13 protein-coding genes are annotated in these 12,857 nt (G+C 65.9%); 10 read left to right on the top strand and 3 right to left on the bottom strand.

Annotated features, from left to right (window positions below):
- The first annotated feature begins 62 nt into the window (after positions 1 to 62).
- Genes rph through hemW form a run of 3 tightly spaced genes read left to right on the top strand, consistent with a single transcriptional unit; the run spans position 63 to position 2,564 of the window.
- The gene (rph, locus tag IVB36_RS26975) at positions 63 to 776 is read left to right on the top strand and encodes a ribonuclease PH (RefSeq protein WP_007598482.1); all 714 of its coding nucleotides are present in this window, start codon (positions 63 to 65) and stop codon (positions 774 to 776) included.
- Between the two features lie 11 nt (positions 777 to 787).
- Positions 788 to 1,423 carry an RdgB/HAM1 family non-canonical purine NTP pyrophosphatase gene (gene rdgB, locus IVB36_RS26980; RefSeq protein WP_018459609.1) on the top strand — a complete coding sequence of 212 codons (636 nt, stop codon included), beginning with the start codon at positions 788 to 790 and terminating at the stop codon, positions 1,421 to 1,423.
- On the top strand, positions 1,410 to 2,564 hold the full coding sequence (hemW, locus tag IVB36_RS26985) for a radical SAM family heme chaperone HemW (protein ID WP_018459610.1): 1,155 nt from the start codon (positions 1,410 to 1,412) through the stop codon (positions 2,562 to 2,564). The genes rdgB and hemW overlap by 14 nt, the downstream gene beginning before the upstream one ends.
- Positions 2,565 to 2,615: 51 nt before the next feature.
- Here the strand turns inward: hemW and IVB36_RS26990 are convergent, their stop codons facing one another.
- Entirely contained in the window at positions 2,616 to 3,806 is a 1,191-nt protein-coding gene (locus IVB36_RS26990; protein WP_018459611.1) for a penicillin-binding protein activator, read from the bottom strand.
- A gap of 408 nt (positions 3,807 to 4,214) precedes the next feature.
- On the opposite strand from IVB36_RS26990, the gene rsmI reads away from it, so the two are divergent.
- From rsmI to IVB36_RS27025, 7 genes are all read left to right on the top strand, one after another.
- Complete coding sequence (rsmI, locus tag IVB36_RS26995; protein ID WP_247295830.1) at positions 4,215 to 5,165, top strand: 16S rRNA (cytidine(1402)-2'-O)-methyltransferase; 951 nt, start codon at positions 4,215 to 4,217, stop codon at positions 5,163 to 5,165.
- Positions 5,152 to 5,553, top strand: coding sequence for a YraN family protein (locus IVB36_RS27000; protein WP_018459613.1), 402 nt, complete (start codon positions 5,152 to 5,154; stop codon positions 5,551 to 5,553). Before rsmI ends, IVB36_RS27000 begins: the two co-directional genes overlap by 14 nt.
- Positions 5,554 to 5,563: 10 nt before the next feature.
- A complete protein-coding gene (gene gshB, locus IVB36_RS27005) occupies positions 5,564 to 6,508 on the top strand; it encodes a glutathione synthase (RefSeq protein ID WP_018459614.1) in 945 nt (314 codons plus the stop codon).
- A gap of 364 nt (positions 6,509 to 6,872) precedes the next feature.
- Positions 6,873 to 7,676: a Flp pilus assembly protein CpaB gene (gene cpaB, locus IVB36_RS27010; RefSeq protein ID WP_018459615.1), complete on the top strand. Its 804-nt coding sequence runs from the start codon at positions 6,873 to 6,875 to the stop codon at positions 7,674 to 7,676.
- Between the two features lie 10 nt (positions 7,677 to 7,686).
- The gene (locus IVB36_RS27015; protein ID WP_026233853.1) at positions 7,687 to 9,204 is read left to right on the top strand and encodes a type II and III secretion system protein family protein; all 1,518 of its coding nucleotides are present in this window, start codon (positions 7,687 to 7,689) and stop codon (positions 9,202 to 9,204) included.
- A 57-nt stretch (positions 9,205 to 9,261) separates the two neighbouring features.
- Positions 9,262 to 9,996: a pilus assembly protein CpaD gene (locus tag IVB36_RS27020; RefSeq protein ID WP_018459617.1), complete on the top strand. Its 735-nt coding sequence runs from the start codon at positions 9,262 to 9,264 to the stop codon at positions 9,994 to 9,996.
- Entirely contained in the window at positions 9,993 to 11,282 is a 1,290-nt protein-coding gene (locus IVB36_RS27025; protein WP_018459618.1) for an AAA family ATPase, read from the top strand. Before IVB36_RS27020 ends, IVB36_RS27025 begins: the two co-directional genes overlap by 4 nt.
- A 69-nt stretch (positions 11,283 to 11,351) precedes the next feature.
- On the opposite strand, the gene IVB36_RS27030 is transcribed toward IVB36_RS27025, so the two are convergent.
- Both IVB36_RS27030 and IVB36_RS27035 read right to left on the bottom strand, forming a co-directional pair.
- The gene (locus tag IVB36_RS27030; RefSeq protein ID WP_018459619.1) at positions 11,352 to 12,137 is read right to left on the bottom strand and encodes a tetratricopeptide repeat protein; all 786 of its coding nucleotides are present in this window, start codon (positions 12,135 to 12,137) and stop codon (positions 11,352 to 11,354) included.
- 80 nt (positions 12,138 to 12,217) lie between these two features.
- Positions 12,218 to 12,463 (bottom strand): PilZ domain-containing protein, encoded by a 246-nt coding sequence (locus IVB36_RS27035; protein ID WP_007598461.1) that lies wholly within the window; start codon positions 12,461 to 12,463, stop codon positions 12,218 to 12,220.
- Between the last annotated feature and the right edge of the window lie 394 nt (positions 12,464 to 12,857).

Here is a 12,857-nt window from a genome sequence, read left to right on the forward strand (position 1 = left end):
ACCCTCACCCCCCCTACAAGCACCGCCAACAGCACTTTTTTGAGAGTTTTGGAGGATTTCCCATGCGGCCAAGCCGCCGTGCGCCCGACGAATTGCGCCCCGTGACGCTGGAGCGCGGCGTGGTCAAATATGCGGAAGGCTCGTGCCTGGTGAAATTCGGCGACACCCACGTGCTGGTCACCGCCACGCTGGAAGACCGCCTGCCGCCATGGCTGAAGGGCCAGGGCCGCGGCTGGGTCACCGCCGAATACGGCATGCTGCCGCGCGCGACCTCGGAACGCACCCGCCGCGAGGCCTCCGCCGGAAAGCAGAGCGGCCGCACCGTCGAAATCCAGCGCCTGATCGGCCGCTCGCTTCGCACCATCATCAATCTCGAAGCGCTCGGTGAGCGCCAGATCACGGTCGATTGCGACGTGCTCCAGGCCGACGGCGGCACCCGCACCGCCTCGATCACCGGTGCCTGGGTCGCGCTCGCCGATTGCGTCAGCTGGATGAAGGCGCGCAACATGGTCAAGGCCAATGTGTTGCGCGACAACGTCGCCGCGATCTCCTGCGGCATCTACAAGGGCACGCCCGTGCTCGACCTCGACTATGCCGAGGACTCCGAAGCCGACACCGACGCCAATTTCGTCATGACCGGCGATGGCCGCATCATCGAGGTCCAGGGCACCGCGGAACGCGAGCCATTCACGGAAGCCGAGTTCCTGGCGTTGATGGCGCTGGCGCGCAAGGGCGTCGCGCGTCTCGTGGACTTGCAGAAACTGGCGGTAGCGTAGTCAATAGCCCGATGCACCGCCGAATCACCGGAAAGCTGGTTATCGCGACCCATAATCCCGGCAAGCTCGCCGAGATGAAGGAGCTACTCGCGCCTTACGGCATCGAAGCAGTGTCGGCCGGCGAGCTCGGCCTTCCCGAGCCGGAAGAAACCGGAAACGATTTCCGCAGCAATGCCGCGATCAAGGCGATCGCGGCGGCGCAGGCAACGAAGCTGCCGTCTTTCGCCGATGATTCCGGCATCGTGGTCGACGCGCTCGACGGCGCGCCCGGCATCTACTCGGCGCGCTGGGCCGGCCCGAACAAGGATTTTGCCGCAGCGATGGCGCAGATCGAGCGTCTGTTGCAGGAGCGCGGCGCGACCACGCCGGCCAAACGCAAGGCGCACTTCGTTTCCGCGCTCTGCGTTGCATGGCCCGACGATCATCTCGAAGAGGTCGAGGGGCGCGTCGACGGCACGCTGGTGTGGCCGCCGCGCGGCACCGCCGGCTTCGGCTACGACCCGATGTTTTTGCCCGACGGCCATAGCCGCACCTTCGGCGAGATGGAGAGCATCGAGAAGCACGGCCTGCCGCCGCTCGGTCTCGGCCTGTCGCATCGTGCCCGCGCCTTCGTGAAACTGGCGGAGATCTGCCTTGAGCCGCGCTAAGGAAGCCTTCGGCGTCTACGTGCACTGGCCGTTCTGCCTGTCGAAGTGCCCCTATTGCGATTTCAACAGCCACGTTCGCCACGCCCCGATCGACGAGCCGCGGTTTGCGTCAGCATTCGCGCGCGAAATCGCTGCGACCGCCGAGCGCGCGCCCGGACGCGAAGTCACCTCGATCTTTCTCGGCGGCGGTACGCCCTCGCTCATGCAGCCTGCAACCGTCGGCGCTGTGCTCGACGCCATCGGCAAGCACTGGACCGTGGCGAAAGACGTCGAAGTCACGCTGGAGGCAAACCCGACCAGCGTCGAGGCTACGCGCTTCGCCGGCTATCGCGCCGCCGGCGTCAACCGCGTCTCGCTCGGCGTGCAGGCGCTCGACGATGCCTCGCTAAAAGCGCTCGGCCGCATGCACAGCGCGCGCGAGGCCCTCGATGCCGTCGCTATCGCGCGCCGCTCGTTCGATCGCTATTCGTTCGACCTGATCTACGCCCGTCCCGACCAGACGCCGGCGATGTGGGCCGATGAATTGCGTCTCGCGATCGGCGAGGCGGCCGAGCATCTGTCGCTCTATCAATTGACGATCGAAGAAGGCACGCCGTTCTTCGGCCTACATCAAGCCGGCAAGCTGAAGACGCCGGATGAAGCGGTCGCACGCGCGCTCTACGACGTCACGCAGGAGACCTGCGACAGGCTCGGCCTGCCCGCCTACGAGATTTCAAATCACGCGCGGCGCGGCGCCGAGTGCCGGCACAATCTGGTCTACTGGCGCGGCGAAGAATATGCCGGCATCGGCCCCGGCGCCCATGGCCGCCTCGACATCGACGGTATCAGGCACGCGACCGCCACCGAGAAGCGCCCCGAAGCCTGGCTGATGCGGGTCGAGACCAACGGCCACGGCGTCGTCACCGACGATCTCCTCAACAGCGAAGAGCGCGCCGACGAATTCCTGCTTATGGGATTGCGCCTCGCCGAGGGCATCGACCCCGAGCGTTACAAAGCGCTCTCCGGCCGCTCACTCGATCCCAAGCGCATCACGCTGCTGAGCGAAGAAGGTGCAATCACGGTGGATGCAACGGGACGGCTGCGCGTGACGAGCAGCGGTTTTCCGGTGCTGGACGCGGTGGTCGCGGATCTCGCGGCGTAAAGTCTCTCCATCGTCGTCCTGGCGAAAGCCAGGACGACGTCGAGGAAACAGCTACGCCCCAAAGCTCTTCGGCGAGCCCGCGACCGCAACGCCGCCGCCGGTCGTGACCTTCATCACCGCCAAGCCCCGCTCATTGGTGCCGTCGGCGCGAAAGCGGAACAGGCCGTCGATGCCGGCAAAGCCGGAGGGATTGGTGAGCACGTCCGACGAAAAGCGCGTCGTGCCCTGCGTACGCGCCAGCGCGGCCACCAGGGCGACCGCATCATAGGCAAGCGTGGCGGTGCGCACGGGCTCGGCGCCATATTTGGTGCGATAGCGGCCGGAGAAGGCGCGGAAGCCGGCCGGGTCCGGCGCGGCGTAGAGGCCGCCTTGCAAGTTGGAGCTGGCATAGACGCGCGGACTGTCCCACAGGCCGGTGCCGAGCAGCTGGATATTGCGCAGATTCGCACCCGCCGCGCTCATCGCATCGGCGACCGAGACGACGGCGTCGCCATCATCGGCGATGAACAGCGCATCGGCGCTGCCGAGCTGCTGCGCCACGGTCCGGGCCGGCGTGGCGCGATCGGCGCCGTATTTCTCGAACGCGACGATGCGCCCTCCGCGGCGCGGCACCGCCGCCTTCACCGCGGCCTCGACCACATTGCCATAGGCATTGTCGGGCACGAGCACGGCGACGGAGCGCTTCCCGATGCTGGCGGAATATTCGACGATGCGGTTGACGTCGGACTCCGGCAGGAAGCTCAGCAGATAGACACCGCGGCCGGCGATGCTGGAATCGGTCGAGAACGCCATCACCGGGATGCCGCGCGTGCGCGCGATCTGCGCCACCGCAGGCACCGACTGCGCGAATAGCGGCCCCAGGATGATCTCGGCGCCCTCATCGACCGCCTGCTGCGCACTGGCCTGCGCGCCCTGCGGGCTACCATTGTCGTCCTTGATCAGGAGCTGGATGTTGGGATTCTGGAACTCGGCCAGCGCCATCTCGGCGGCGTTGCGCATCGACTGCGCGGCAAGGCCGGCATTGCCAGATGCCGACAGCGGCAGGATCACGGCAACCTTCACCCCGCCGGTGCCGGCGGTCGTCGCCTGTTGCGGCGGGCCGGCCGGCTGGGCCGGAGGCGGGGAGGAACTGCTGAACGGATTGGAGAACTGGCTCAGGCTCTGCTGCACGCCGGCGCAGGCCGACAGCAGCGGCGCGCCGAGCAACAGACCGAGCGCGCTTCGCCGCGTCGCCCCTGACATCAGGGGCCCCTGAACGGGAGACTCCTCCGAAAAGGAGGATCTGGGATCACGTGGGCCCGTCATGACAGTTTCTCTTCCGACCGACCGTCGCCAGCCGGTCACGACATTCTTTCCACGACACCGGCCATGGATTCAGGCATATTGTCGGCAAATAGTTAACTCAAACAAAAGGATAATGCCCGCTTAACGCGGCTTCCTTTCAAGTTCTGGCTAGCTGTCCGCCGTCCGTCACCCAGCATCAAGGCGGCGTTTCCGCCGCGAATATGGCGCTGACGCTTCATTCCCTGGGGAATGTGATGCCGAATGGATCACATTCCAGTCCTGCCTCGCCCCTTGCCTCGCCCAGGCACGATCTTTTTCCGGGGACCGGTTCCCAGCCCCGGGGATCATACCTAAGTTCGTCTGATTATGCGCGCAAAGCCGTCCCCGACAAACACACCTGAGACGACGGAGGCCGCCTCGCGCGGTTTCTCCGTCGACGCCCATCGGCTTGTCGCGCCGAAGGCCGCGCCTGGCCTGCACCTGGTGGCGACCCCCATCGGCAATCTCGGTGACATCACGCTGCGGGCGCTGCAGACCCTCGCCGGGGTCGACGTCATCGCCTGCGAGGACACCCGCATCACGCGGCGTCTGACCGAGCGCTACAACATCTCTGCGCAGCTCAAGCAGTATCACGAGCACAACGCTGAAGCGGCCCGTCCGAAGATCCTGGAGCGGCTTTCGCAGGGCGGCTCGATCGCGCTGGTGTCGGATGCCGGCACGCCGTTGATCTCGGACCCCGGCTACAAGCTGGTGCGCGAGGTCTGCGCCGCCGGCCACGCGGTCTACGCGCTGCCCGGCCCGTCCTCGGTGCTGGCGGCGCTATCGGTCGCAGCGCTGCCGACCGACCGCTTCTTCTTCGAAGGCTTTCTGCCTTCGAAATCCGCCGCGCGAAAGTCGCGCGTGGCCGAGCTTGCGCGCATCGATGCGACGCTGGTGATGTTCGATTCCGGCAACCGCGTGCAGGACACGCTCGCCGAGCTCGCCGAGATCATGGGGACCCGGGAAGCCGCGATTTGCCGCGAGCTGACCAAACTGCACGAGCAGATTTCGCGCGCGACGCTGCGTGAGCTGGCGCGCGATGCCGACACGCTGGAGACGCGCGGCGAATTCGTGCTGGTGATCGCTCCGCCTGCGGCGGATGCCGAGATGCTGACATCGGATGCGCTCGACGACGTCCTGCGTGAGCAGCTTGCCGCGAACAGCGTCAAGGATGCGGTGGCGCATGCGGTCGCCCTCTCGGGCCGGCCGCGCCGCGAGGTCTATGCCCGCGCGCTTGAGCTTGCCAAAGATCTGCGGGGCGGCGATGGCGAAGACTGACGTCCCGTCGGAACCGAAAATCGCCTCGCCCGAGCGCGTCGCCGCGTTCCACACCGGCATCTCTGCGGAAAGCCGCGCTGCGGCTTATCTCATGGCCAAGGGCTACCGCATCCTCGCCAAACGTTACCGCACGCCGCATGGCGAGATCGACATCGTGGCGCGCCGCCGCAATTTGATCGCCTTCGTCGAGGTCAAGGCGCGCGCGACGCTGGACGACGCCGCCTTCGCCGTGACGCCGCGCCAGCAGCAGCGCATCATCGATGCCGCGCAAGGCTGGCTCGTCGCGCATCCCGAGCATGCGGAATTTGAAATGCGATTCGATGCCATGCTGATTGCGCCGAAACGACTTCCACGCCATGTGTTGGCGGCATTCGACGCCTCGACCTGAAAGGCAGACCATGAAACTGAACGTCGCCGTCCAGATGGACCCCATCGCCCGCATCAACATCAAGGGCGATTCCACCTTTGCGCTGCTCCTGGAGGCGCAGAAGCGCGGCCACGGCCTGTCCTATTACACGCCCGACAAGCTCTCGATGGTCGGCGAGGAAATCGTCGCTCCGGTTCAGCTGCTCACCGTGCGCGACGAGCCCGGCAATCATTTCACCCTGGGCGAACCCAGGCGCGAGGCGCTCAACAGCTTCGACGTGGTGTTGCTGCGCCAGGATCCGCCGTTCGACCTCGCCTACATCACCTCGACGCACCTTCTCGAACGCATCCATCCGAAGACACTCGTCGTCAATGACCCCGCATCGGTGCGCAACGCGCCGGAAAAGCTGTTCGTGATGAACTTCCCGCAGCTGATGCCGCCGACGCTGATCTCGCGCGATCTCGACGAGATCAACGCCTTTCGCGACAGGCATGGCGCCGTCGTCATGAAGCCGCTGCACGGCCATGGCGGCGCTGCGGTGTTCCGCGTGATGCCGCAGGACATGAATTTCGGCTCGCTGTTCGACATGTTCTCGGTGACATTCAAGGAAGCCTGGGTGATCCAGCAGTTCATCCCCGAGGTGAAGCACGGCGACAAGCGCATCATCCTGATCAACGGCGAGTTCGCGGGCGCGGTGAATCGTGTCCCGGCCGCCGACGACCTCCGCTCCAACATGGTGCGCGGCGGCGCTGCGCAGGAGACCGAGCTCACGCCGCGCGAGCGCGAGATCTGCGCTACCGTCGGCCCGGCGCTGCGCGAGCGCGGGCTGTTGTTCGTCGGCATCGACGTCATCAACGGCAACCTCACCGAGATCAACGTGACCTCGCCGACCGGCATCCGCGCCATCGCGCGGCTCGGCGGACCGGACGTTGCCGCAAAGCTCTGGGACGTGATCGAGCAAAAGCGCGCGAAGTAGCCGCCGGCCCGTAGCCCGGATGGAGCGCAGCGAAATCCGGGATGCCACATCATGTTCAGCGGCCCCGGATTGCGCTTCGCTCCATCCAGGCTACGTAATGCATGCGCGGCATCACCCCACACACCACTAACCACCCATTCACCATGACGCCGCGCGCATCATTCGAACGCAGTGGCCGCACTGCGTGAAACTACGGGGCCGGTGGCCGACCGGCTAACGCGACGTTCACCATCTGCCGAAAGACCACAGCGCGGCCGTCGATCACATTCGGCCTCGCAACACCGCTTATACTTTTGCTGCCTACTCATCGATGTCGGGGAGCCCGCCAGGTGCGGTTCGAGTGCCCCGCGTAGAGTAGAAGCGTATGAACACCGCACGCATTGTCGTTCTCGTCATCGCACTGGGCGCCGGCGGCGTCGCTGCGTATCTGGCGAGCGGCTATGACAACAAGCCCGCGCCCGTTCTCCCCGTCGCCGAGAAGCTGCCGACGGTCGAGGTCCTGGTCGCCAAGAACGACATCCAGCTCGGTCAAGCCGTGAAGCCCGAGGACCTGCAATGGCAGCTCTGGCCGGCGGCGACCGCGAGCAGCGCCTTCATCCGCCGCGACAACAGGCCCGAGGCGCAGATCCAGATTGCAGGCTCGATCGCACGCGTGCCGTTGATGCAGGGCGAGCCAATCCGCGAGCAGAAGCTGGTCAGGGCCGACGGCTCCGGCTTCATGGCCGCGATCCTGCCGTCGGGCATGCGCGCCGTCTCCACCGAGATTTCAGCCGAGACTGCCGCCGGCGGCTTCATCCTGCCGAATGACCGCGTCGACATCATGCTGACCCGCCGCCTGAAGAATCCTGACGGGGCCGCCGGTAACGACCTCATCCTATCCGAAGCGATCCTGACCAATATCCGCGTGCTCGCGATCGACCAGGCGCCGAAGGAAAAGGACGGCCAGAACGCCGTCGTCGGCAGGACCGTCACGCTCGAGCTTAAACCCGACCAGGTCGCCGCGCTATCGGCAGCGCGCCAGGGCGGCACGCTGACACTCGCGCTGCGCAGCATCGTCGATGCCAACTCGGTCGACAGCACGCCCGAGGACCAGGCGAGCAAGCGGTCCGGCGGGGTCAACGTGATCCGCTACGGCGTACAGGCGCGGCAACTGACGTCACAGAAGTGATGGGGACATGATGAACTACGGGGATGATCGGACGGGCATGCGCATTCGGGGGAATCGCGCGCGCTCGTTCTGGACGGGGACGATGCTGACCCTGGGGCTCCTCGCAGCCCCCGATGTCGTCAGCGCCGCAGATGCGCCGGTCGGCGACCAGGCGCCGATGCAGGCAGCCGATCTCGATGTTTCGCCGGTCGGGACGATCGCGCCGGCGAAGACGCGCTTCCTGTCGCTCGGCGTCGGCAAGTCCGCCGTCATCGACCTGCCGCGCGACGTCAAGGACGTGCTGGTCGCCGATCCCAAGATCGCCAATGCCGTGATCCGCTCGGCCCAACGCGCCTATATCATCGGCGGACAGGTCGGCCAGACCAACGTCGTGTTCTTCGCCGCAGACGGCCAGCAGGTCGCCGCCTACGATATCGCGGTGAAGCGCGATCTCAACGGCATGCGCACGGCGCTGCGCCAGTCGCTGCCGGGCGTGCAGATCGAAGGCGTCGGCGACAGCGTGATGCTGACAGGCTCGGTATCGAGCCCGGTCGAGGCCCAGCAGGCCGGCGACGTCGCCGCGAAACTGGTCGGCGGCTCCGACAAGGTGGTCAATAACATCATCGTGCGCGGCCGCGACCAGGTGATGCTCAAGGTCGTCGTCGGCGAAGTGCGCCGCGATATCGTCAAGCAGTTGGGCGTCGATCTCAGCGCCAGTCTGAACGCCGGCACCGCGGTGGTGAACTTCAACAATTCCAACCCGTTCTCGGTCAGCGGCGGACCGATCGTCAGCAACAACGGATTAGGTGTCGCCGGTCTCACCAAAGGCTTCGCGACCGTCAGCGCCACGATGCGCGCGATGGAAAGTGCCGGTGTCATGCGCACGCTCGCCGAGCCGAGCCTGACCGCGATCTCCGGCGAATCCGCCACCTTCATCGCCGGCGGCGAATTCCCCATTCCCTCGGGCTATGCCTGCGATCCCGTCACCCACGTTTGCACCACCCAGATCACCTACAAGAAGTTCGGCATCTCCCTGAACTTCACCCCGGTCGTGCTGAGCGAGGGACGGATCAGCCTGCGGGTGATGACCGAGGTGTCCGAGCTGTCGAACCAAAGCGCCATCACGGTGACCCAGGCGCTGTCGTCGAGCTCGACCAACTCGATCACCATCCCCTCGATCCAGACCCGCCGCGCCGAAACGACGCTGGAAATTCCCTCGGGCGGCTCGATGGCCATGGCCGGCCTGATCCAGCAGCAGACCAAACAGGCGATCAACGGCCTGCCCGGCGTCGACCAGGTGCCGATCATCGGCGCGCTGTTCCGCAGCCAGGACTTCGTCAACAACGAAACCGAGCTGATGGTGATCGTGACGCCCTATGTGGTGCGCGCGGTGGCTCAGAAGGAGCTGTCCCGCCCCGACGACGGCTTCGCCCCGGCGTCTGACGCCCAGACGGCGCTGCTCGGTCGCATGAACCGCCTCTATGGCGTCGCGCGCCGCGTCGATCCGATCGCGGGCACGCCCGGCGATTTCGGCTTCATCATCGACTGACGACGAACGGACAGGTTGGGGAACGGGGCAAGAGACGGGGCACGAGGGGATGAAGCGATGACGAAGACCATGGCCGATCGACGTCGCGGGTTGAGCGTCGCGCTGGCACTGACGGGGCTCTCCGTCATGCTGGGCGCCTGCAACACCACCGGCGAGATCGTCACCCAGACGGTGCCGACCGACTATCGCCAGCGTCACCCGATCGCGGTCGAGGAAGCCAAGAAGTCGATCGTGATCTTCGTCGGCAAGGCTCGCGGCGGCCTCTCGGCCGCGCAGCACGCGGACGTCGCCGGCATTGCCCGGGACTGGGTGCGCGAAGGCACCGGCTCGGTCGTGGTCGACGTCCCGGTCAACGCGGCGAATTCGCGCGCGGCGGCGGCGACCTATCACGAGATCCGTTCCGTGCTCGCATCCGTCGGCGTGCCATCGCGTGCCATCGTCCAGCATCCCTATCGGCCCGAGGATCCAGGGCTGCTGCCCACCATCCGCCTGAGCTATTCCCGGATCGCCGCGGTCGCCGGCCCCTGCGGGCTGTGGCCGGAAGATATCGGCCCCTCCATCCTCGACCCCGGCTACAACGAGAACCGGCCCTATTTCAATCTGGGCTGCGCCAGCCAGCGCAACCTCGCGGCCATGATCGACAATCCGGCCGACCTGGAGCAGCCGCGGTCCGAGACGCCGGTCTATAACGCACGGCGTGACATGGCCTTCGAGCGCTATCGCAAGGGCACGCCGATCGCGAGCAGCAATCCAGACGCCGACAAGGCCAAACTCAGCGATACAGGCAGATGACACGCGTCCACGACGAAGAAGCGGACGATCCGCAGCACCCCGAGGAACACATTGCGCCGGTTCCTCGCATCTCCGTGCAAGCCTTTTGCGAGACCGCGCAGACGCTCGCCGCGGTGACCGCGGCCGGGCAGGATCGCCGTCTCGCCAAGGCGCATCTCACGGCCAAGGACGGTGGCCTCGCGGCGGCAATCGAAGTCTATGAAACGATGCCGACGCCGAACGTCATCGTGATCGAATCCGACGGCACCCGCGACATCCTCGAGGGCCTCGACGACCTCGCCGGCGTCTGCGATCCCGGCACCCGTGTGGTCGTGATCGGCAATCCCAACGACACCGCGCCCTATCGCGAGTTGGTCCGCCGCGGCGTCAACGACTATGTGGTGGGACCGGTCGAAACGCTCGACGTCGTCCGCTCGATCTGCAGCCTGTTCTCGGCGTCCGAAACCATCATCACCGGCCGCGTCATCGCGGTGGTCGGGGCCAAGGGCGGTGTCGGTGCCTCCACCGTCGCGCACAATGTGGCCTGGACCATCGCCCGCGACCTCGCGCTCGATTCCGTCGTGATCGATCTCGACCTCGCCTTCGGCACCGCGGGTCTCGACTACAACCAGGACCCGGTGCAAGGCATCGCCAATGCGGTGCTGTCGCAGGATCGGCCGGACACGGCCCTGATAGAGCGTCTGCTCTCCAAATGCACCGAGCGTCTCAGCCTGCTTGCTGCGCCCGCCACCCTTGACCGCGTCTACGATTTCGGCGCGGAGGCCTTTGACGCGGTGTTCGACACGCTGCGCATGACCACGCCCTGCATCGTGCTCGATGTTCCCCATCAATGGTCGGGCTGGACCCGTCGCGCGCTGGTCAACGCGGACGACATCGTCATCGTGGCCGAGCCCGATCTTGCGAACCTGCGCAACACCAAGAACATGCTGAACGTCTTGAAGGCGGCGCGGCCGAACGACCGGCCGCCGCTCTACTGCATCAACCAGGTCGGCATGCCCAAGCGGGCGGAGATCGAGGTCAAGGCCTTCGCCAAGACCATGGAGAGCCAGCCGATCGCGGTGATCCCGTTCGATTCGAAGCTGTTCTCGACCGCGGCCAACAACGGCCAGATGATCGCGGAGGTCTCCAAGAGCCACCGCACCACCGAGCTGTTCCAGAACATGGCGAACCGCCTCGCCGGGCGGGGCGAAGTGAAGAAGCCGAAGCGCTCGCTGCTCGGGCCGCTGCTGAAGAAGCTGAAGGGCAGGTCGGGTCGCGGGTCAGCCCCGCATCGCAAGGCATCCTGAGCAAGGCGTTCTGAGCAAGGCGTTCGGACCAAGGCTTCCTGACACGGCATCCTGACGCGCGCGAGCGAGTTACTTCTCCGCCCGCTGCTGCTTCTTCACCAGCAACTGCCGCAGCGCCGTGACCTTGGCCGCCGCCTGATCCGGCGGCAGGTCCGCCTTCACGATGGCTTCGGCCTCGGCCTGCTTTCCTTCGAGTCCCAGCACGAGCGCGAGATTGGCGCGCACGCGGAAATCGGCGGGATTGCGCTCGTGCGCCCGGCGCATCGTTTCCTCAGCCCGCGGCAGATTGTTCTGCAGCATGTAGGACAGTCCGAGATTGGACAGCACCGACGGCTCGTCCGGCACGATCTTCAGCGCGGCGGCGTAATATTGCTGCGCCTCCTCGTTGCGACCGAGCTGATCGAGCGCGGCGCCTTGCGCCGACAGGATATGCCAGTCGGGATCCTCGGGCGAATGCGCGCGGCCGAGGACGTCGAACGCCTGCTGGAAACTGCCGCTGTCGGCGAGCGCACGGCCGTAGCCGGCGAGCAGCGCCTTGTTGCTGGAATGGGCGAGCACGGCCTGCTCCAGCACCGCGAGCGCCTGCGCGCGCTGGCCGGTCTGGCGCAACGCCTTGCCGTATTCGAGCGCGACGTTGGGATCGCCAGGCTTGGCGCGATAGCGCTCGCGCAGCGCATCCATGTCCGGCTTCACGTCCGGCTTGGCCTCGGCCCTGCCAGCCGTGTCCGACTTTCCGCCGAGCGCGCCGGTGATGTCCTCGATGCCGGTTGTCTGACAGCCGCCGAGGGCCAGGATCAGAAGCGCGGAAAACAGATATCTCGCCGGAAGAGAGGCGACGGACAAACGCTTGGACATACTCTGATCACTCGGCGACTGATCAGAGATGCTTACCGATTAACGCTAAAGTCCCGTTAAGGCGGGGCGCTTCCGAAAGCTCAGTCGGTGAATTCAGCGCCGAACTCGCAGCCGATGCGCCAGCGCAGGCGGCACTGCCGGGAATAGTCGGGCGCGAAGATGATGGTGAATTGCGGCGGCACTTCCAGAAATTCCGCCACGACTTTCACGCCGCCATCCGAAATATCCGTGATCGTGCAGTCCCGCGGCAGCGAACCCGCGCCAAAATGAATCTTGGCGAGCCGCGTGCACATCCGTCGTTCGCTTCTCCGGCGATTTGCAAGCATTTGAATTGTTCACCCGTTAGACCACGGCCCATCCCGCACCCCTAGGAGTAGCGGACATTCGTTGGAATGTGCTGAGCAGAGCAGCTTGCATTCGAGGCGTAGTGTCTTCGTCGTGTTTACGATTGGTTAGGACCTTCCGGCGCCCCTCGACCCGTTCCTGTATTGTTCTTGCAAGAATTGGCCCGCTCTGCTACCCCTAATTGTGCAAAAGGGCAGGCTGGTTCGGGCATGGTTCAGCGGGTTTCTACCGTCGCCTTTGAGGGGATCGAGGCCCGCGCGGTCGACGTGCAGGTGCAGGTCGCGCCCGGTCTGCCGGCCTTCGCCATTGCAGAGTGTGAATGCCAACGCTATAGGGCGCGGGCGAGCAGCATCACACGGAGATTGCAGTGGAATT

The organism is Bradyrhizobium sp. 35, from assembly GCF_023073215.1.
GTDB lineage: Bacteria > Pseudomonadota > Alphaproteobacteria > Rhizobiales > Xanthobacteraceae > Bradyrhizobium > Bradyrhizobium canariense_D.